The sequence below is a fragment of the Desulfofundulus sp. JL263-se genome (assembly GCF_056316025.1).
In genome coordinates this window covers 1,335,125-1,354,722 of sequence record NZ_CM149993.1, presented here as the reverse complement: position 1 = coordinate 1,354,722, position 19,598 = coordinate 1,335,125, and the positions used below count along the sequence as shown (strand labels likewise).

The 19,598-nt window shown below is 49.7% G+C and carries 20 protein-coding genes; 3 read left to right on the top strand and 17 right to left on the bottom strand.

The annotated features are described in order from the left end of the window. Window positions 1-12: 12 nt before the first annotated feature. Complete coding sequence (locus tag ACX4JR_RS06860; protein ID WP_476060490.1) at window positions 13-1,191, bottom strand: LL-diaminopimelate aminotransferase; 1,179 nt, start codon at window positions 1,189-1,191, stop codon at window positions 13-15. Window positions 1,192-1,341: 150 nt separating this feature from the next. Next, window positions 1,342-2,184 carry a diaminopimelate epimerase gene (dapF, locus tag ACX4JR_RS06855; protein ID WP_476060271.1) on the bottom strand — a complete coding sequence of 281 codons (843 nt, stop codon included), beginning with the start codon at window positions 2,182-2,184 and terminating at the stop codon, window positions 1,342-1,344. A gap of 199 nt (window positions 2,185-2,383) precedes the next feature. On the opposite strand from dapF, the gene ACX4JR_RS06850 reads away from it, so the two are divergent. After that, complete coding sequence (locus tag ACX4JR_RS06850) at window positions 2,384-2,749, top strand: ArsR/SmtB family transcription factor (protein ID WP_476060270.1); 366 nt, start codon at window positions 2,384-2,386, stop codon at window positions 2,747-2,749. Between the two features lie 106 nt (window positions 2,750-2,855). Here the strand turns inward: ACX4JR_RS06850 and ACX4JR_RS06845 are convergent, their stop codons facing one another. Further along, window positions 2,856-5,600, bottom strand: coding sequence for a calcium-transporting P-type ATPase, PMR1-type (locus ACX4JR_RS06845; protein WP_476060269.1), 2,745 nt, complete (start codon window positions 5,598-5,600; stop codon window positions 2,856-2,858). 449 nt (window positions 5,601-6,049) lie between these two features. Between ACX4JR_RS06845 and ACX4JR_RS06840 the strand changes: the two genes are divergently transcribed. Together ACX4JR_RS06840 and ACX4JR_RS06835 are read left to right on the top strand one after the other, a co-directional pair. Continuing rightward, on the top strand, window positions 6,050-7,834 hold the full coding sequence (locus ACX4JR_RS06840; protein ID WP_476060268.1) for an Rqc2 family fibronectin-binding protein: 1,785 nt from the start codon (window positions 6,050-6,052) through the stop codon (window positions 7,832-7,834). A 115-nt stretch (window positions 7,835-7,949) separates the two neighbouring features. Next, window positions 7,950-8,126, top strand: a complete 177-nt coding sequence (locus tag ACX4JR_RS06835) for a small, acid-soluble spore protein, alpha/beta type (protein ID WP_476060267.1) — start codon at window positions 7,950-7,952, stop codon at window positions 8,124-8,126. Between the two features lie 96 nt (window positions 8,127-8,222). On the opposite strand, the gene ACX4JR_RS06830 is transcribed toward ACX4JR_RS06835, so the two are convergent. The 14 genes from ACX4JR_RS06830 to ACX4JR_RS06765 form a co-directional block, all read right to left on the bottom strand. Continuing rightward, on the bottom strand, window positions 8,223-8,900 hold the full coding sequence (locus ACX4JR_RS06830) for a hypothetical protein (RefSeq protein WP_476060266.1): 678 nt from the start codon (window positions 8,898-8,900) through the stop codon (window positions 8,223-8,225). Between the two features lie 174 nt (window positions 8,901-9,074). Next, complete coding sequence (locus tag ACX4JR_RS06825) at window positions 9,075-9,869, bottom strand: ChbG/HpnK family deacetylase (protein ID WP_476060265.1); 795 nt, start codon at window positions 9,867-9,869, stop codon at window positions 9,075-9,077. Continuing rightward, on the bottom strand, window positions 9,841-10,467 hold the full coding sequence (locus tag ACX4JR_RS06820; protein WP_476060264.1) for a precorrin-8X methylmutase: 627 nt from the start codon (window positions 10,465-10,467) through the stop codon (window positions 9,841-9,843). The genes ACX4JR_RS06825 and ACX4JR_RS06820 overlap by 29 nt, the downstream gene beginning before the upstream one ends. A gap of 10 nt (window positions 10,468-10,477) precedes the next feature. After that, window positions 10,478-10,852 (bottom strand): sirohydrochlorin chelatase, encoded by a 375-nt coding sequence (locus tag ACX4JR_RS06815; RefSeq protein WP_476060263.1) that lies wholly within the window; start codon window positions 10,850-10,852, stop codon window positions 10,478-10,480. Beyond that, window positions 10,767-11,627, bottom strand: a complete 861-nt coding sequence (gene cobK, locus ACX4JR_RS06810) for a precorrin-6A reductase (RefSeq protein ID WP_476060262.1) — start codon at window positions 11,625-11,627, stop codon at window positions 10,767-10,769. Before cobK ends, ACX4JR_RS06815 begins: the two co-directional genes overlap by 86 nt. Further along, window positions 11,624-12,334, bottom strand: a complete 711-nt coding sequence (cobJ, locus tag ACX4JR_RS06805; RefSeq protein ID WP_476060261.1) for a precorrin-3B C(17)-methyltransferase — start codon at window positions 12,332-12,334, stop codon at window positions 11,624-11,626. The genes cobK and cobJ overlap by 4 nt, the downstream gene beginning before the upstream one ends. Continuing rightward, window positions 12,295-13,389: a cobalt-precorrin 5A hydrolase gene (locus ACX4JR_RS06800; protein ID WP_476060260.1), complete on the bottom strand. Its 1,095-nt coding sequence runs from the start codon at window positions 13,387-13,389 to the stop codon at window positions 12,295-12,297. Before ACX4JR_RS06800 ends, cobJ begins: the two co-directional genes overlap by 40 nt. Further along, entirely contained in the window at window positions 13,364-14,113 is a 750-nt protein-coding gene (gene cobM / locus ACX4JR_RS06795) for a precorrin-4 C(11)-methyltransferase (protein WP_476060259.1), read from the bottom strand. The genes ACX4JR_RS06800 and cobM overlap by 26 nt, the downstream gene beginning before the upstream one ends. Beyond that, complete coding sequence (cobI, locus tag ACX4JR_RS06790; protein WP_476060258.1) at window positions 14,110-14,838, bottom strand: precorrin-2 C(20)-methyltransferase; 729 nt, start codon at window positions 14,836-14,838, stop codon at window positions 14,110-14,112. The genes cobM and cobI overlap by 4 nt, the downstream gene beginning before the upstream one ends. Window positions 14,839-14,841: 3 nt before the next feature. Further along, window positions 14,842-15,369 carry a precorrin-6Y C5,15-methyltransferase (decarboxylating) subunit CbiT gene (cbiT, locus tag ACX4JR_RS06785; RefSeq protein WP_476060257.1) on the bottom strand — a complete coding sequence of 176 codons (528 nt, stop codon included), beginning with the start codon at window positions 15,367-15,369 and terminating at the stop codon, window positions 14,842-14,844. Between the two features lie 64 nt (window positions 15,370-15,433). Further along, window positions 15,434-16,063, bottom strand: a complete 630-nt coding sequence (gene cbiE, locus ACX4JR_RS06780; RefSeq protein WP_476060256.1) for a precorrin-6y C5,15-methyltransferase (decarboxylating) subunit CbiE — start codon at window positions 16,061-16,063, stop codon at window positions 15,434-15,436. Window positions 16,064-16,125: 62 nt separating this feature from the next. Then, window positions 16,126-17,331: a cobalt-precorrin-5B (C(1))-methyltransferase CbiD gene (cbiD, locus tag ACX4JR_RS06775; protein ID WP_476060255.1), complete on the bottom strand. Its 1,206-nt coding sequence runs from the start codon at window positions 17,329-17,331 to the stop codon at window positions 16,126-16,128. Window position 17,332: 1 nt separating this feature from the next. Then, entirely contained in the window at window positions 17,333-18,703 is a 1,371-nt protein-coding gene (locus tag ACX4JR_RS06770; RefSeq protein ID WP_476060254.1) for a cobyrinate a,c-diamide synthase, read from the bottom strand. Between the two features lie 24 nt (window positions 18,704-18,727). Next, the gene (locus ACX4JR_RS06765) at window positions 18,728-19,486 is read right to left on the bottom strand and encodes a sporulation protein (RefSeq protein WP_476060253.1); all 759 of its coding nucleotides are present in this window, start codon (window positions 19,484-19,486) and stop codon (window positions 18,728-18,730) included. Window positions 19,487-19,598: the final 112 nt, after the last annotated feature.

Genomic DNA, 19,598 nt, shown 5'->3' with positions numbered 1-19,598 from the left:
TGCAGGGTCCTCCTAAAACTTTAAGGTTCCTAAATTTTTCTTCATACGTTCTACAGCTTCCAGCATGCGTTCCTTCGATACGGTCAGCGCTACGCGGAAATACCCGGCCCCTTCGGCCCCGTAACCGGTACCGGGGGTAATTACAACACCCGCCTTTTCCAGCACCGTCTCGGCAAAAGATTCAGAAGTATATCCTTCGGGAACAGGGGCCCAAATATAAAATGTGGCCTTGGGCTTTTCCAGTCTCCATCCCATTTCATTGAGTGCATCCACAAATATATCGCGCCGCTCCTGGTAAATTTGGCACATCTTTTTCACAAAGTCGTCAGAACCCTTAAGCCCCTTCATTGCGGCGTACTGAATGGCCTGGAACTGGCCTGAATCCAAATTTGACTTTAACCGCCCCAGGGCGTTTATCACGTCCGGGTGGCCTACCGCCCAGCCTATGCGCCAGCCGGTCATGTTAAATGTTTTCGATACCGAATGAAATTCAATTCCTACATCCTTGGCCCCGGGAATCTGCATAAAGCTGAAGGGCTTATAGCCGTCGTAGGCAATTTCAGAGTAAGCTGCGTCATGGCAAACAAGAATATTGTATTCCCTGGCAAAATCAACTACTTCCTTAAAAAATTCCTCTCCCGCCACCGCACCGGTAGGATTGTTGGGGTAATTAATAAACATTATTTTAGCCTTCCTGGCCACATCGGTTGGAATCGCAGACAAATCGGGCAGAAATCCCTTTTCAGCCTTTAGCGGCATGTAGTAGGGCCGGCCCCCGGCCAGTATGGAGCCGCCACCATATACGGGATACCCCGGATCAGGTACCAGCGCAATGTCTCCTGGATCCAGGTAACACCATGCTATGTGGGCAATTCCTTCTTTGGAGCCAATGAGGGAAACCACCTCTGTCCTGGCATCCAGCTCGACCCCGAAGCGCCTTTTATACCAATCAGCCACGGCCTGGCGGTAACTGAGCATGCCTACCGACGATGGATACTGGTGGTTTACAGGATTTTCAGCCTCTTTTTTCAGTTCGTCGATAATGTAGTTGGGGGTTGGCATATCGGGATCGCCAATACCCAGACTGATTATGTCTACACCAGCTTCACGTTTTTCTTCAATGAGTTTTTCAATACGGGCAAATAAATATGCCGGCAGATTTTTTACCCTTGTTGCTTCTTCGAATTTCAAGGTCAACTAAAATACCTCCTTATTTTGCAAAGTTTACTTGCCCTAAATAGCCACGGCTTAACAAAGCTGGATATCTGTTAACTTATGCGAAACGGCAACATATTTTCATTCTTTTGATGGTGCTGCCGTAGACGGCACGGCAGTCCGCATTTAAACATCCCGCATGGGATAGTCCCCGGTAAATACCACCTCGGCGGGACCGGTCATGTAAACGTTATCATCTTCAGACCATTCTATGTCCAGCGTTCCACCCAAAAGGTGAACGGATACATTCCTATCGGTAAGACCGCGGAGATGAGCAGCCACAACCGTGGCACAGGCTCCCGTTCCGCAAGCCATGGTGGGGCCCGCCCCCCTTTCCCAAACCCGCATGCGCACCTCCGAGCGGTTCAGAACCTGAACGAATTCCACATTAGTCTTCTGGGGAAAAGCACTGTGGTTCTCAATTCTCGGACCCCAGTGGGTTACGGGAACCGCATCCACGTCGGATACAAAAATTACACAATGGGGATTACCCATCGACACGGCGGTAATTTTAAAATTATGCTCGCCAACCTTAAGGTTCTCCTCTATTACCTTCCCGGAAGGACCTTCCATGGGAATGTCTTTTCTATCAAGCTTTGGCTTTCCCATGTTTACCCTCACAGCGGTAACCAGCCCGCCTTTCACTTTAACTTCCGGCACAATAATACCCGCTTTTGTCTCCACCTGTATCTCTTTCTTTTTTATAATTCCCTTTTCATAGACATATTTGCCTACACAGCGTATGGCATTGCCGCACATTTCGGCCTCGCTACCGTCAGCATTTATAATTTGCATGCGGATATCCGCCCTGTCGCTGGGCCATAAAACAACTAACCCGTCGGCCCCAATACCAAAGTTGCGGTCGCATACCTGCCGGGCAAGTTTTGACAGGTCCTGCGGTAATTTTTCAGAACTGGCATCAACCATTACAAAATCATTTCCCAGACCTTGTACCTTAGTAAATTGCAACTGCCCAGTCCCCCCTGAACCATAGAATGAACACCCTTCTAATATTTCCCTTTATGACGCTGGTTTCCTTCCCGGAATATCAATGTATACAAAAAATTTTTTGTAGCGATTTCTTAAAAATTACGTTAAAAATAAAAATATATTGACATTAAACATTTGATAAGGCTATTATTATATAGTAATTTTGGAGGGTAAAAGAATGAATATAGATGATCTCGTAAAAATCTTTAAAGCTCTCGGTGAACCTACCAGGCTAAAAATTTTAAAACTCTTATCCGTAAGACCTATGTATGTGTGCGAACTGGAATCAGTATTACAAATCAGTCAACCAAGAATATCCCAGCATTTACGGGTAATGAAAGAAGCACGGCTGGTGAAGGAGCGCAAAGAAGCCCAGCGTACTTTTTATACTCTACAGATTGAATATCTTGATAAACATTTGAAGCAATTAATGACTTTTCTTCACGTGGACCTGGAAAGTCTATCCCAATTTAAGCAGGAATATTTGCGGTTCAAGAAACTGGAAAGCGATTCCCATGTAGTTAGCTGTAAAAAAGGACAATAGGGGCTGATTTAAAACAGGATATATGAAAATCAGTTTATTGGCCTCTCATTAAAAATAAACAAAAGCCGGGGTGCACAATATTATCTCCCGGCCTTTACCTTATATACTAGACTTTTACATACATTACCCTTTCCCTGGCCCGCAGGCGGACATGGCGGAATAAAGTACCCAATACCAGGGGAGCGGCAGCTAACATCACCACAATTAGCCAGTGATGCAGCTGAAGGGCAACGGTGTGAAAAACAGGCTGTAAAAAGGGGACATAAGTGACTGCCAGCTGAAGTCCCATGGAAATTAACACGGCAAAAGCCAGGTACTTGTTTGTAAAAAATCCTGTTTCCAGTATGGATTGATGTTCCGAGCGACATGAGAACACAAAGAAAAGCTGGAAAAATACCAGAGTATTAAAGGCCATGGTTCTGGCAACATCTAGATTAAGGCCACTGTTATAATAACTTGCAATAAAAACTCCCAGAGTGCCTGTTGCAAAAATTATCCCACTTCCCAGTATTCGCCAGCCCAGCCCGTTGCTAAACACCCCTTCATGGGGATTCCTCGGAAGCCTGGACATAATGTCCTTTTCAACAGGATCTACCCCCAGGGCCATTGCAGGTAATCCGTCGGTAACCAGATTCATCCACAGTATTTGAATGGGTAACAGCGGCAGAGGAAGCCCGCCCAGAACCGCCAGGAACATTACCAGTACTTCACCCACGTTGCAAGAGAGCAAGTAACGTATAAATTTACGAATGTTATCATATATCCCCCGCCCCTCTTCCACAGCAGCCACAATGGTGCTGAAGTTATCGTCAGCCAAAACCATGGCGGAAGCCTCCTTGGTAACGTCGGTACCGGTAACTCCCATGGAAACGCCAATGTCCGCCTCTTTTACCGCAGGCGCGTCATTAACACCGTCTCCGGTCATGGCTACAACGTGCCCCTTATTTTTCAAAGCCCGCACAATGCGCAATTTATGTTTCGGAGAAACCCTTGCGTAAACTGCAACCCTGTTAACCACCTTTTCCAGTTGTCCATCGCTCATACTATCCAGCTCGGCACCCGTTAATACCACATCGTCCTTTCCTCTTAGAATACCCATTTCCCTGGCTATCGCCCTTGCAGTAACCTGGTGGTCACCGGTTATCATAACGGTCTTTATTCCGGCCCGCTTACAGGTATAAACCGCCTTTACGGCAGCCGGGCGCGGTGGATCGATCATCCCCGCCAGCCCCACAAATACCAGGGACGATTCCACCACTTCCTCGCTGGCTTTAACCTCTTCCGCCGGTATTTCGCGGTAAGCCAAACCCAAAACCCGAAGGGCTTGCCCCGCCAGCTCTACATTGGTATCCAATATTTTCTGCTTAACCCGGAGGGTTAAGGGAATTTTCTTACCGTCCTGTAAATAATAGGAACATAAATCGAGTACCACATCCGGAGCTCCCTTGGTATAAACATAGTGCTTACCGTTTTGGTGGCGATAAACCACTGTCATCCGCTTTCGCTCGGAGTCAAAGGAAATTTCCCGCACCCGCTGCTGCTTTTTCTCCAAATATTCCCTCCAAATGCCCGCTTTGGCCGCCATGACCAGCAGGGCCCCTTCAGTGGGGTCGCCGGATATATTCCATACACTGCGGGCCTCTTTCTTAATTTTCCTTAAGAACCCCCCAATTGTTATATTTTCTCTTTTTAAGGCGGCATTGTTGCAAAGGGCCGCAATACGCACAAAAGTTTGAAAATCTTCATTATTGACCCTTTCCATTTTAAATTCCCCGTGGGGCTCGTAACCTTCACCTGAAATTTCTACGGGAAAACCGCCAATTAATGCTTTACGTACCGTCATTTCATTTTGAGTGAGGGTACCGGTCTTGTCCGAGCAAATGACAGTGGCACACCCCAGGGTTTCCACCGCGGGAAGTTTTCTTATTATGGCATTCCTTTTAACCATTCGCTGTACTCCAAGGGCCAGGGCCACGGTAACTATAGCCGGCAATCCCTCGGGAATGGCCGCCACAGCCAGGCTGACTCCAGCCAAAAACATCTGGTATGGGGGCAATCCCCTGTAGATTCCCACCACTACAACCAAAAAGCATATTAAGAGACAGAAACTTACCAGCCAGGCACCCACCTGGGCCAAACGGCGCTGCAGGGGAGTTTGCTCAGGTTCCGCTTCCTGAATGAGACCTGCAATTTGTCCCATTTCAGTGGCCATACCAGTGGATACCACCACCCCCTTACCCCTGCCCCGGGTAACAACGGTGCCGAAATAGGCCATGTTATAAGTATCACCCAGGCTTACTTCCCCATTTATAACACTTTCTTCCTTTTTAACCGGAAAAGACTCACCAGTTAAGGCCGATTCTTCAACCTCCAGGCCAAATGATTCAATGATGCGTAAATCTGCGGGAACCCTGTCTCCCGCCTCGAGAATTACAATGTCCCCCGGCACCAGTTCAGCGGCCGGAATTTTTCGCTCCAAACCTCCCCTTATAACACGGGACTCGGGAGCAGTCAGCTGCCTTAAAGCCTCCATTGACCTTTCAGCCCTGTGCTCCTGAATAAAACCGAGGAATGCGTTTATTATCACTATAATCATTATGGTAATTGCATCGGCCCATTCGCCCAGGAAACCGCTGACAACCGTAGCTGCCAGCAGAACCATAACCATGAAATCTTTAAATTGATTAATAAACATCTGCCAAATTGGAATACCCGGGGCCCGGACCAGTTCATTGGGGCCAAATCTCTGCGCCCTTTCGCCGGCCTCTTTATCATCAAGACCCTTTTGCGGGTGAGTTTGTAATTTTTCCAGAACTTCTTCAACTGTAAGTTGGCACCACCGCCCAGACATAACCATTACCCCCTTGATTTGCCATTTATCTATCTTAATGTAAACATATTCCCGGTGGCAAAAAAAAATGCCCCTTAAAGGGACATGCCCGGCAATTAATTAATAAACTTTACCTTTACCCGCCACCAGGGTAAGCAAACCCGGAATCCGGGGCGATAAAAAGGCTCCTGCGGGTGAACTTCAGTTATTTGAAAAGTTACGAAAAAAGGGTCAGCCTCAACTACCTTTGCAAACTTGGGATAGGTATCTCCAGGCCAAAGCTGAACCCGGGTTCCCACCTTAAGACTTTCCCTCTTAGGTGAAGACAAATCCCACCCACCCCCTGAATATTAAACATTATTTTATTAATAAGATTATAGCACAGAGAAAATAAGATCACGTAAAAACAACCCGGTTATGCTATACTGTTACGGGGAAAATATAACTTTTATTGTGCCGGAGTGATTCTCATGCCCTTTGACGGCTTGATGCTGGCAGCAGTTTGCACCGAACTAAATGAAATACTAGCGGGAGCAAGGATAGAAAAGATATACCAACCTGCAAAAAATGAAATAACTTTACACGTTGGCCGGCCCCGGGAACGCCGACGTCTTATTCTAAGCGCGCACCCCCGTGACGCCCGGGCTCACCTGTCAACCGAACAAAGGGAAAACCCTGCCCAGCCGCCGCTGTTTTGCATGGTACTGCGCAAACACCTGGAAGGCGGGCACATTAAAAAATTCAGGCAACCGGGACTGGAAAGGGTATTGGAGATACACGTGGACGCCAGGGATGAGCTGGGACGGCCCTCCGAAAAAATTTTAATTTGTGAATTTATGGGTAAACACAGCAATATACTGCTGGTAGATCCAGCGGAAAATACCATTATTGACGGTATAAAAAGGTATTCCCACAACGTGAGCCGCTACCGGGAAGTCTTGCCCGGGAAACCGTATATTCCTCCTCCGCCCCAAGAAAAGTATAATCCCCTGTCTCTGGACGAAGATACCTTCAGAAGGGTATTATTGGAGGCCTCTCTGGACAGTAAAGTACAAAAAGTCCTTCAAGCCAATCTCGAGGGGCTGAGTACGGTTATGAGCCGGGAAATAGTATACCGGGCGGGGCTCCCTGAAGACTTAATAATTGACCACTGCGGCGAACATGAAATGCGTGTCCTGTGGCAGGCGCTTAAGTCCATAACCCTTCCCGCCTCCAGGGGAGAATTCAACACCACAATTATCACGGACGGTACCGGGAAACCAGTGGAATTTGCTGCCTTCGATATCACCATGTTTGAGGACTGCAAAAGGCAGCACGGAACACCAAGTGAGATACTGGATAAATTTTTTACAGCCGTCAGGCTGCTGGATCGCTTTAATGGAGAGAAACAATCCCTAAAAACCATACTTAAGAGAGAAATTAAGCGCCTGGAAAAGAAAAAAGAACTCCAGGCCCGGAGTGCAAAGGAGGCCGAAAAAGCGGGAAACTACAGGATATACGGAGAACTTTTGATGGCCAATCTTCACCGCCTGACCAAGGGCATGGATGAAATAGCTGTAGAAAATTTTTACGATCCGGAAGGCAAAGCAATTACCATCCCTTTGGACCGCGGGCTATCCCCCTCTGAAAATGCCCAGGCTTACTTTAAGAAGTATATCAAGGCGAAAAATACCCGGAATGAAGCACTAAAACAGGCTCAAAAAAGCAAGGAAGAACTGGAGTATCTTAAGGGTGTTTTACTGGCCGTAGAACAGTCTACCACACTTTCCAACCTGGAAGAAATTAAACAGGAGCTGGCAGAACAGGGTTACCTGAGAAATAAAAATAAAAAAATTAAAAATAAGAAGCAGGAAAAGCCTGAAAGTTCTCCCATGTCATTTATTTCCAGCGATGGATTTACTATTTTAGTAGGCAGAAACAATAAGCAAAACGACAGGCTGACAATGAAAATTGCCAGTGACAAAGACATCTGGCTACATACCAAGGATATTCCCGGCTCTCACGTAATTATTAAAACGGAAAACTCCCGGGTTCCGAAAAACACCATTTACGAAGCAGCGGTTTTAGCCGCCTATTACAGCCAGGCGCGGCATTCTGAAAATGTTCCCGTGGACTATACCCAGCGCAAAAACGTAAAGAAACCACGGGGTGCCAAACCGGGATACGTAATTTACGAGCAGCAGCGCACGGCAGTGGTAAATCCCGATGAAAAACTGGTAAATTCCCTGGCTAAAAATCGCCGGATTGATACTTAAAGAGATAGTATTGGAAATTATTAATTTGAATAGAAATTAATAATCGGCATAATACTTTAAAGTTGACATATAATAATGTTACTGTTACTGCCCATAACCCAAAGGAGGTTGGCCAATGGCTAGAAGGCGCGGAATCATGTCTGAAGAGCTGAAGTACGAGCTGGCCGACGAGCTGGGAGTAGGAGATATTGTGCGCAGGGAAGGTTTCGGCGCCGTATCTTCCAGAAACTGTGGTAACCTGGTCCGCCTGGCCATTGAAAGGGCCGAGCGGGCAATGATAAGAGGGCAGTAACGGTAACAAGGGATGCTTTTGCATCCCTTGAAATACATAACCAAAATTGCAAAATCTTCTCTTTATAGAAAGGACCGCTACAAAACGGCGGTCCTTTTACACTCTCTGCCAAATGTCAACCTTGGGATTATAAACATAAGCAAAAGCCTTTTTTTCACCAAAGCAACGATAATCCGTTACCCGCCCGTAAGGGTTAACATATAGCTCACCGGTAGACTCCCACCGGGAACAAAAAATTTCGTTATATAATATAAGGGCGTCAAAGTCAGGGTAATCTTTCAAAAAACCAATAAATTTGGCCAGTACCTGCAGGGCATTTTCCCTGTCATTATTATGATTCCAAACCCCGTATTTCCTTTCTGACAGCATGGTGCGCATTATATACGGGTCGTAAACCACCACGGCATCGAAAAGCCCGAACCTTTGAGGAACATTTTTACAGCGCCATTGCCTGGCATTAAAAACTTTCATCCACATTCTTTCAAGGGCTATTTTCAAAGAGGCTTTATCCAAAACGGTAGCAAAACATGTATCGGGGCCCAGGTAAATTCCATATCGATTACAAATTCTTACCACGTGAGCACCTAAAATTTCCTGGCGATCAAATGGGAAATTCTTTTCATAAAGACAGAATCTTTTTTCCCTTACCAGATCTTTGGGAGGTTTCTTTAAATCTCTAAAGCATTCATCCAAAATAATCCTTTCCAGCATATCAAAGCCGAAATCACATACTTCCTCTGTACCGTCATTTCTTAGAACTGCTATGTAATACAATATTTTCCCCCCTCCTTTTCTCCATGTATTATGATATCTCCTCCAACAACCGGCGGCAACGAGATATAATGTCGTACCCTGGGAAATTTTCTTAGGCGCTTCGACAGTTCCCAAGAATCACGGGAATTGCATTTAGGCCTTAAACAAGAAAACTCCGCGTTTCTCCACGGAGTTTCAAAAAATATCATAACCACAAAGCTCAAAGCCCATGTCTCGAATATAACTTTTTGTTTTTTCATGGCAAAGTACGGCCAATTCTCTTTCCCTGCCGTAAGTATAGCTGCTGCTTTCAAGCAGGACAGAGTCTACTAGTCCCGGGTGAGTCATAAGTTCCATAACTTTATTTTTATACCGCGGGGCTTTCTCCAACAATGATTTTAAAAAAACCGGTGACACCGCGTCACCAAACCATTCCCCGCAAAAAAAGTCTGGAGTCGAAATACCTTCTTTCCGCAAAGTTTCCCTCATTCTTTTACCGAGATTCCTGACGGGAAGTTCGTAATCGCGGGCCACCTCCATGAGAGCTTGAAAAACGACGGGGTGAGCATGTAGATGGTGATGGGTATCCAGGTGAGTTATTTTAAAGCCCGCTGACTTTGCCTTTTTTATTTGCGCCGAAAATTCAACAACGATTTCCTTTATATTTAAGGAGCACCTTAATAAAATGGCTTTTGGCCGGAATTTGCCGGAATCGTCCACCAGTGAGGGTACCTTCCCTGCTGGAGAAACAGGTTTCCCGCTGGTTAAAACCAGGTGAACTCCGGCGCAAGGTATCACCTGCCGGCTTAACAGCTTTAAAGCGTGTTCCGTTCCCGGCTGGTTTAACATCAGGCTCGTACTGGATACAATGCCACGGCTGAAAGCCTGGACAATTCCTTCATTAACCCCTTCCGAATAGCCAAAATCATCGGCATTAACTATTAACTTGCAACCCATATTCTTACCCCACTGCCAAATGAAGCAAAGCATTGACAATTGCAGCGGCTATGGGGCTGCCTCCCCTGGTCCCCGGAAGGGTTATGTAAACCAAATTAGATCTAACAAGGGCTTCCTTGGATTCCGCCGCACCGACAAAGCCTACGGGAACGCCAACTACCAGGGCAGGACGACATATTCCCTGCCCGGCCAGGGAAAGAATTTCAAAAAGGGCGGTTGGGGCATTCCCTATGGCCACCACCTGTCCGTCCATTTGTTTCCCATTCAGGCGCATGGCCGCGGCCGCCCGGGTAATCCCCCATTTCTTTGCTTTATCAGCCACCCGGTCCGAGGCAATATCACAGTAAACCTCCCCCCCTAATTGGGACAAAAGACGCCGGCTGACACCGGAACGAACCATGTTAACATCGGTATATACATTACAGCACCTTCTCAGTGCCTCTATTCCCCTTTTGACGGCACTGGGAGAGAATTTTACCTGGCTTACCAGGGAAGGATCACCCGATGTATGTACTACCCGCTTAATTACTGCCTTTTCTTCTTCAGGCAGGTTAATTTTTTTCATATATCCTTCAATTATGCGCATGCTTTCTTCCATTATGGCAGCGGGATCCCAATTGATACTGTCCATGTAATACCTCCTAAATAAGCTCAGAGGCGCTTTTGGCCCTGTCTATTATAATATCTGCAATCCTGGGATCTGCTCCCAAATGCCCGGCTAAAACAAACTGAACGTCCGGGTGGGTAGTTTTCTGCAGGAGTAATCTACTGGGAATATCACGCTTGATATGGTTTCCCGTAACCAAAAAAACCGGAACCACTATTATTTTTTTAGCACCGGCAGCAATAAGGTTTTCCACCGCCTCGGCCAGGGTGGGCTCACCAAAGGAAAGGTAGCCCACTTCATATAAACATTTACTGTATTTTTGTTTAACTAACCGGCAAATATCTCTTATTACCTGGTTGGCCTCTTCCCTGCGGCTTCCGTGACCCAGAAGGAGTATTCCTTCTTTCATGCGTATGCCTCCTCTGCATTATTCTCTTTACTTCCTCCACAGCTTCTTCGGGAGTTTCCACCAGCTTGGGATATTCCAGGCGGGGGCGCATCCAGATTACTATGGGGATGCCTAAATCCAGGGCGGCGGAAATTTTAGTGTCGACTCCGCCGCTGCCGCCGCTTTCCTTGGTAATTACCGCGGTGGCCTCGTAGGCCCGAAAAAGTTCCCGGTTGAGGGCGCGGCTGAAAGGTCCCTTTAGGGCAACAATTTGACCGGGCTTGAGGCCCATGTCCCGGCACTGCTTAAGTACCTCCGGGTCGGGCAATACCCGCGCTATCACCCGCACCCCTTCCCTTTGGGCCCTTTGTACCACCCGGGCCAGGTTTCTGCTACCCAGGGTGCTGAAAAGAACCCCTCCCTTTGCCAGGGCCTTATCCAGGGCTTCTTCCAGGTCCCGGGCCTTTATAACCAGGGGGTCTTGGGGAATTTCCGAAGCAGGGCGCTCCAATCTAATATAAGGCAGGACCTTTTTACCGCATATTTCCAGAGCCATCCGGGTGATATTCACCGCGTAGGGATGCGTGGCATCCACCACTCCAGTGATGTTTTTATCCAGCAACTGCGAGAACCGCTCCTGTTCCAGCGGGCCCACCAAAACATCTTCCACTCCACTTTCCCGCAGCAGCTGCGCCCCGTATTCACTTACCGTGGTAACCAAAACTTTAAATCCCGCCTGAACAAGGCTTGACGCGGTCTCGCGTCCTTCCGACGTCCCGGCCAGTACCAGAATCACAGGCGATAACCCCTTGGCGTTATAAGATAGCCGTTTTCCACCCTTGTTTCCGAATTGCCAACTATCACTGTAGTAAGCATGTCAATGTCATATTCCAGCATATTTCTCAAGGTGGTAATAACCCTTTCTTCTTTTCCCCGCCTGGCCCGGCGCACAATCCCCACCGGAGTGTCGGGGTGGCGGTGCCAGAGAATAACTTCCCTGGCGGTTTTTATATTATCAGGCCGGCCCTTGCTTTTGGGGTTGTAAAGGACAATAACAAAATCCCCCAGTGCCGCGGCCTCAATCCTTTCCACCATTTTTCTCCAGGGAGTAAGGAGATCACTCAGGCTGATTACGGCAAAATCGTTAACTATAGGGGCGCCAAGAGCTGCTGCCGCTGCCGTGGCAGCGGTCACCCCGGGGATAATTTCCACCGGTACCCGGTTCTGCGCAATTTCAAGCACGATCCCCGCCATGCCGTATACCCCCGGGTCGCCGCTGGACACTACGGACACAACCTTGTCCTGCCCGGCAAGCTCCAGTGCCCGTTTAGCCCGGTTCACTTCTTTTCTCATACCGGAAGATATAACTTCTTTATTTTCCAGCAAATCCGGAATTAAGTCCAGGTAAGTTTTATACCCCACCACCACGTCGCTTTCCCTTATTGCCTGTACGGCCCGGGGCGTCATGTACTCCCTGTCCCCCGGCCCCAATCCCACCACCATAATTTTTCCTCTGCCACCGCTACCGTTACCGGACCCATTTTCCTTTTGGGAATTACAATTTCGCCCTGTCCGGAGGCTATTATTGCAGCAGGTTCGCATACTCCACCAACTCCCACGGTTTTTTTTACAAATTCCGATTCTTCGTAAGTTCCTTCCAGTTTTTTTATTTCATCCCGGGAAATCACCTGCACGGGCAGGCCGTAATGCTGGGCAGCCAGGAAAATCGCTGCCTCGTCTCTTTTAATATCCGCGGTTGCCAAAGCCTTAAGCCGCTTTATGCCGCCGGGTATTTTTGCGAGCACATTATCCAGGGCGCTAATTATCATTTCCCGGGATACCCCCCGGCGGCAGCCCACACCGGCGATTAGGTTCCGCGGCAACAGGTGCAGCGATCTCTCTTTAACCACCGCAGGATCCCGGGTAATAATAACCTCCCATCCCCGCGAAGGAGAAGGGCCGGCGGTTTCAAATCCCCGGGATAATTCCTCCGGCACCGGCCACTGGCTGGTAAGCCACACCGGCTCTCCCTCAGCCAGGGCCCGGTTAATTTCTTTTACCCTGGCGGGGGGAACCGGAACGCAATTTAACTGTTTGGCTAAAATATCCACTGCCGGCTTGCCTCTTACGTCAGTGGCGGTGGTTATCACCGGAATTCCCCCAGTCAGGGCCGCAAGTTGCCTCGCCAGCCGGTTGGCTCCCCCAACATGCCCCGAAACCAGGCTGATGGCGAATCGACCTGCCTCATCCATTACCACTATAGCAGGATCAGTGTATTTTGAGCGCAATAAAGGGGCTATGGTGCGGACCACTATGCCCGTGGCCATAATAAATATAAATCCCCTGCAAGCACCGAAAATTTTGCCGAGGGTTTCCCTAAAATTAACAAAAAAGAAAGTATTTTTCGGCAAATCTTCTTCCAGGCCGCCGGCAGCCTTTAACCTGGCCGGCAGGTACAAGTGGGCCCCCAACTTTTCAGTCAAAGTCCGGGCAAGAGCTGCCCCGCCGGACGTAAGGGCAAAAACCGCCAGACTATTCCCGGGCTTTTCGGTATCCATGGCTGAACCCCCTGTCATAAAGCCTGGACAGCCCGCCGGCAGTTAAAAAATCTCCCACAAAAATAAGAGCAGTTTTTTTAATGCCCGCCTCCGCCACAAGCCGGGCCAAATCCTTTAGTTTCCCCTGCAGTATTCTTTCCTCCGGCCAGGAAGCCTTTTCCACCACTGCCACCGGGGTATCCGGGGAATACCCGTGGCTTAATTCCTCAACAACCGATTCAATCATGCCCACGGAAAGGAATATGGCCATGGTGGACTTGTGGCGGGCCAGGTCCCGCAGCCTTTCCGTTTCGGGTACGGGAGTCCGCCCCGCCATTCTGGTAAGGATTACCGTTTGCGTGCCGCCGGGCACTGTAAACTCCCGCTTAAGGACAGCCCCGGCGGCTAAAAAGGAACTGACCCCGGGAACAATCTCAAAGTCTATATTCAATTGGCGAAGCCTTTCCATTTGTTCCCCGGTGGCCCCGTAAAGGCCGGGATCTCCTGTATGTAAACGAACAACGGTTTCTCCCTTTCTGTGGGTCTCAACCATAAGATCTATAATGGCATCCAAATCCATGTGGGCGCTGTTTTCTTTTCTTGCCCCTTCCTTGCAATAATCCAGAAGCTTTGGGTTAACCAGGGAGCCGGTATAGATTACCAGGTCAGCTTTCTGCAACAGCTTGTACCCTTTAAGAGTAATAAGCTCCGGGTCACCGGGACCTGCTCCTACAAAATATATCACTTGCTCTCACCGTCCCAAGCTTTTCGTTTCACCAGCATTGCCGAAAGGTAATCCTGCCTGGTTCCCCTAAGGCCGTCAATGTTACTTGTAAAGAAACCGTCTTCAAAGCCGCAGCGGCAGGCAAAGGCTGCCTTTTGGCCCAGCCCGGCTTCGTCCAGAACTTTGATGATTTTGTCCAGCTGTTTTCCCGCCTTTAAAATTATTACGTTTTCAAAGTCATTCAAAACCTTAACAAGCTCCTCTTCAGACTGGAGGGCCGAAACAACGGCCAGTTTTTCGTCGCCCTCGGCCAGCGGCACTTGCATCCAGCCGGAAATTGCATTAATGGCGCTGATGCCGGGAATAATTTCCACCTCAACCCCGGGGTTGATTTCCCGCAGGTACTTTAGCAAATAGGTGAATGTACTGTACAGGGTAGGGTCCCCCAGGGTTATGAAGGCCACATCCTGGCCCGAAGTTAATTCCCGGTAAATTTTCCGGGAGGCCTCCATTTGATGATTTTCCAGCTCGTTTTGATCCCGGGTCATGGGAAGCAATAACTCCATAACTTTCCATTTCCTTTTTACAGCCCTGGAAACAATGGAAAGGGCCAAGCTGTCCTTTTCATGGGCTGACTTGGGCACGCAAAGAATATTTACCTCGCTTAGTATTCGCCTGGCTTTTATGGTCAAAAGCTCCGGGTCCCCGGGGCCCACACCGATTCCATAAAATTTTCCTGCTGTCACTGCTCAATTCTCTCCTTTTTGACCGGATATTATCTGCACCGGGTTCAGGGCCTGCCAAAGGCGAACCCTGCCCCGGGAAACCGCCCTGGCAACATTAATGACGACAACATTGATATTATTGAAGCCGTTTTTTTGTAAAAAATCCATAACTTCGGGGCCCGTGTCCACGGTGACGCTGTTTGCCACCAGCCAGCCCCCCGGTTTTAACTTTTGTTTTACCCCTTCCAGGACTGCCGGCAGGTTCCCGCCGCTCCCCCCGAGGAAAATCCGATCCGCAACCGGTAATTGTTCCATTGCTTCGGGGGCATGGCCGGAAACAATTTGTATATTATCCAGTTCAAATAAACTTATATTCTCCTCCAGCACCCGGATGGCGGCAGGGTCTTTTTCTATGGCAAAAACCCTTTGACACCCGAGGAGGGCGCACTCCACGCTCACCGAGCCCGTTCCCGCACCAATATCATAGACTACCGCCCCGGGAAAAAGGCGCAAATGAGACAGCGAAATCGCCCTTACCTCCTGTTTGGTCATAGGGACGCCAGAACTCCTTTTAAAGAGGTGATCCGGGATCCCTGGAGAACTGAAAGGCCAGCGATTATTCATGGTTAATCACCATCACCGCGGGGGTTGGGTCATCGGACCCGGCGGCCAGGCCACTCAGTCGCCCGGTAAATATTTTTTCGTTATCGTAGGAAAGATTGGTACCCACCGCCACCGGCCTGTCCGGGCAGCCCCGCTCCATAAGATAAAAAGCTACCTGCCGGGGTGTGAACCGGTTATCGGTAAGTATGGCCACCGTTTGTCCCGAGTTGACCAGTTGTGCAATACCCTCGGGGGCCCTCCCGTGCAAACTTATAATAGAGGCGTTGTGCCAAGGCTTTTTAAGCCTGGCAAACATCAGCTGCACCGAGCTTATTCCCGGAATGAATTCCAGTAGTTCAGGTGGCAGTTTTCGGGCCAGGTAAGAGGCCAGGCTGTAAATTCCGGTATCCCCGGAAACTAAAACCACAATCTTCTCCTGCAGGTAATTTCCTTTTATGAAATCCAATACCCCTTTAAGATTCTTGTCCACCACATACTGCTTTTGCCCGGCACGGGCAAAGGAGTGCAAAAGCCGCCTGCCTCCCACCAGCACTGTGGCTTCGGCTATCCTGGCCGCTCCCAGGGCCGTGAGGAAATCGGGGTGGCCGGGCCCGGTTCCCACCACTGTTACTTTACCTTCCATTCCAATTCACCTCCTAATTTGGGGGAATTTTTCCACGAAAATCTTATCTTCACAAGCAAGACTTAACTTGGAAAATTTCCCCCAAATTTTTGGGGGAATTTTTCCACGAAAATCTTATCTTCACAAGCAGGACTTAACTTGGAAAATTTCCCCCAAATTTCCACGGCCACGGCGTCGTAACCCAGAATATCACCGGAAAGGGCATATAGAATGGTTCCCACTTTAATAGTATCACCGCAGAATTGAGCCGCCCGGCGGCTGGCCATGGAGGCGACGGAGGCATATACTCCTTCCAGCCCCCGCTCCCTTAGCAATTGAACTGACTCCTCCGCCGTATTGAGCTCCATTATTCTCCGTACCAGTTCCCGGTCGGCGCCCAGCATGGCGGCATGGGCCGCCAGGGTTTCCCGCCTGGCATCGGCCAGGCGGCTGTGGGTGTGAAAGATTCCGGCGGCAACCTTCAACAGTTTTCCTATGTGCCCAAAAAGAAGAACTCCGTCCAGATCCCTCCTGGCGCTTTCTTCCAGCATGGCGCCGATAAAATTGCTGGTTTGAACTATGGCATCCGGCGGGAAGCCCAGGGCCCGGGCCCTGTCCGCACCCATGCGCCCGGGAGTCAATACCACGTACCTGTAGCCCAGAACCACGGCCTGGTCAATCTGCGGCACCAGAGAGCGCCTGTAAGCGTCCTCGGACATGGGCCTTACAATGCCGGAAGTTCCCAGAATGGAAATACCCCCCACTATGCCCAGGCGGGGATTTAACGTCTTTGCCGCTAAATGCTCGCCTCCTGGAGCCTCAATGGTTACCAAGGCGCCGCCGTTATCCCCCAGTACTTTTTGCAATTCCCGGATAATCATGGAACGGGGGACCGGGTTAATTGCCGGTTCTCCCACGGGCACCGCCAGGCCGGGCTTGGTAACCTTACCTATTCCCCGGCCCCCGCGAAGCACAATTTTACCGGGCCGCAGGGTAACCCTGGCCGTTATGGCCAGCCCGTCCGTTACGTCCGGGTCGTCCCCCGCATCCTTTATTACCACTGCCACCGCCCCGCCCTTTTGGTAGTCTACCTTTTCCACGGGCAGAGTCAATTCCTCTCCGCCGGGAAGGGTAATGCTAATTTCCCGCAAAATTTTTCCTTCCACCAGGGCAGCAGTCGCGGCCTTGGCCGCTGCAGCGGCACAGCTGCCGGTGGTATACCCGCACCGCAGCCCGGAAGATTCCGCTGCCCCCGCCCCAAAGGACATAAAGCCCTTGTTTCCTTTCATTCTACTCAACACCCCCGGCGCAGGCCTGCAGAAATCTTTCCGCTGCGGTGGGATTAGAGCGCAAGTGCAGGTGGACGTAAGAGGCCAGCAGGTTGCCTTTGACATATCCCTCGAATCGCCCGTCCCCGCCCCTGCCGCCGTAAAGCCTGTAGGCAGCAAAGTCACTGGAATGGGTTAAAATCTCCGAATAGTGAAACTCGTGGCCCCTCAGCTCTTCCCCCGGCCGGGCAAGGATGCTCTCCCGCACAGGAACGGCCACAACGTATCCCAGGGCTGCCAGGCGCTTTTGCATCTTAACCTTGCCGGGCACCAGCCCTACCCCTTTATATTGCCGGCCCTCAAAATCAATTATTTCTTCCATTAAATACATAAGGCCCCCGCATTCCGCATAAATGGGAATGCCGTTTTTATAAGCCCGCCGCATGCTTTCCCGCATACCGTCATTTTGGGTAAGCCGGGGCAAAAACATTTCGGGGAAGCCGCCGCCCAAATATATTCCGTCAATTCCCGGGGGCAGGGAGCGATTTTTAAGGGGGCTGAAATAAAGCAATTGGGCCCCCAATTCCTTCAAATAATCCAAACTGTCCTGGTAGTAAAAATTAAAGGCCTCGTCCCTGGCCACAGCCAGCTTGACATTAAATTTTCTGCCGGGCCTTGCAGTTGAAGCAGGCTCGATACCGGCGGGGGCGCCCCGGGCCACCTCAAGAAGCCTTTCCAGGTCCACGTCCTCTTCCACGGCCCGGGCCAACCCTTCCACCAAGCTTTCAATCCCGCCGTGCTCCGCGGCGGGAAGCAGCCCCAGGTGCCTTTCGGGCATAACCAAATTTGGCCGCCTTCTAACGGCGCCCAAAACCGGAATTCCCACTTCTTCCTCCACAACCTTTTTGAGAGTGGCAGCGTGCCCGGGCCCTCCCACATTGTTAAATATAACTCCGGCCACATTCACCCGCGGGTCGAACTCCCGGTAACCCTTAACCAGGGCCCCGCAGCTTCGCGCCATGCCCCGGACATTAACCACCAATACCACCGGCGCCCGGAGGATGCGGGAAATATGGGCGGTACTACCCCGGTCGCTGTCCTTAAGGCCATCAAAAAGGCCCATAACTCCTTCAATAACGGCAATATCACAGCCCCTGGAATGGCGGTAAAAAACCTCCTTGACCACAGCATCCGTTCCCATCCACGCATCCAGGTTATGGGAACTTACCCCGGCCGCCACCCGGTGCAGGCCGGGGTCAATATAATCGGGCCCGACCTTAAAAGGCTGAACTGCATATCCACACTTTCTTAAAGCTGTCAATAATCCTAGGGTTAAGGTGGTTTTTCCGGCGCCGCTGTGGGCGCCGGCCAGCACCACGCGGGGAACGGTCATTTATGTAAACCTCCACAGTTCGGCTTATATTATCTTCCGGTACTCTTGTTCAATGAATCTGGCCAGCAAAGAGGCAACTTCCCGCGGTGTGGTTATTTGGTCATTACTTAAGAATAGAGACACATTTCTTTCATCCAAATCAAGTTTATCCAGGAGACCTGCCCCCAGCCCGCGCACCTTTTTGTCAATCTGCATGAACAGACCAATTCCGTCGCTGCGAACATGATAAATAACTTCCAGTTCGTCCAGCTTGCCTTTCATGAAACCAGCGGGCCAGTACTCAAATTCCTGGTAATGCCCGTTAAAGGTCCCCGTGCCCCACTTTCGCCTGAAGCCAAGTTCTTTGAGCGCCTGCATGATAATTTCCTGGCGGGGTCCCGGCAACACTTCCACCGGGTCATGGTCCCTGGGGTCCACGGCAAAACTTATATCCATCCCGGTAATGAGATAAAGTTGCGTTGAACTGGTGGTAACCGGTATGTTTTCCGGAAGAGCATAGCTAACCGGAATCTCCCTCTTTCCTTCCCCCGGTTCTATGCGGAACCCTTCGCAAAGGGTGGCTTGATCCAGTACCCGGACGATATTTTTTACTTCATCATCATCCTTATATTTTGATTCTGCAACCAGTTGAACATAAATTTTATTAATCAATTGTTCTGAAATACCGCCCGATATTCTCAAATTGCCTTCAATAATATCACCAGCACGATACCTTTCCCGGGGCAGCACCAAATCTATCCTGGAAGACCCTATCCCAATACTGGATAATATTTTTTTCAACATGTTAATTAAACTCCTTTCGATTACTTTTATTTCCAATAAGGTAAAGTCAGTGAAATAGCCGGGATACGCTCCCGGGTAAAAATTCAGCCAAGCAACGAAGCCGAAGCAATTA

Excerpts from the sequence above, each read along its gene's own strand:
- ACX4JR_RS06850 (WP_476060270.1), top strand. The coding sequence starts at position 2,384 with ATGAATATAGATGATCTCGTAAAAATCTTTAAAGCTCTCGGTGAACCT.
- ACX4JR_RS06765 (WP_476060253.1), bottom strand. The coding sequence starts at position 19,486 with ATGTTGAAAAAAATATTATCCAGTATTGGGATAGGGTCTTCCAGGATA.
- ACX4JR_RS06840 (WP_476060268.1), top strand. The coding sequence starts at position 6,050 with ATGCCCTTTGACGGCTTGATGCTGGCAGCAGTTTGCACCGAACTAAAT.
- cbiE (WP_476060256.1), bottom strand. The coding sequence starts at position 16,063 with ATGGAAGGTAAAGTAACAGTGGTGGGAACCGGGCCCGGCCACCCCGAT.
- ACX4JR_RS06845 (WP_476060269.1), bottom strand. The coding sequence starts at position 5,600 with ATGTCTGGGCGGTGGTGCCAACTTACAGTTGAAGAAGTTCTGGAAAAA.
- cbiT (WP_476060257.1), bottom strand. The coding sequence starts at position 15,369 with ATGACCAAACAGGAGGTAAGGGCGATTTCGCTGTCTCATTTGCGCCTT.
- ACX4JR_RS06835 (WP_476060267.1), top strand. The coding sequence starts at position 7,950 with ATGGCTAGAAGGCGCGGAATCATGTCTGAAGAGCTGAAGTACGAGCTG.
- ACX4JR_RS06825 (WP_476060265.1), bottom strand. The coding sequence starts at position 9,869 with ATGCTTTGCTTCATTTGGCAGTGGGGTAAGAATATGGGTTGCAAGTTA.
- cbiD (WP_476060255.1), bottom strand. The coding sequence starts at position 17,331 with ATGAAAGGAAACAAGGGCTTTATGTCCTTTGGGGCGGGGGCAGCGGAA.
- ACX4JR_RS06815 (WP_476060263.1), bottom strand. The coding sequence starts at position 10,852 with ATGAAAGAAGGAATACTCCTTCTGGGTCACGGAAGCCGCAGGGAAGAG.
- cobJ (WP_476060261.1), bottom strand. The coding sequence starts at position 12,334 with ATGGTGGTGGGATTGGGGCCGGGGGACAGGGAGTACATGACGCCCCGG.
- ACX4JR_RS06820 (WP_476060264.1), bottom strand. The coding sequence starts at position 10,467 with ATGGACAGTATCAATTGGGATCCCGCTGCCATAATGGAAGAAAGCATG.
- ACX4JR_RS06800 (WP_476060260.1), bottom strand. The coding sequence starts at position 13,389 with ATGGATACCGAAAAGCCCGGGAATAGTCTGGCGGTTTTTGCCCTTACG.
- ACX4JR_RS06770 (WP_476060254.1), bottom strand. The coding sequence starts at position 18,703 with ATGACCGTTCCCCGCGTGGTGCTGGCCGGCGCCCACAGCGGCGCCGGA.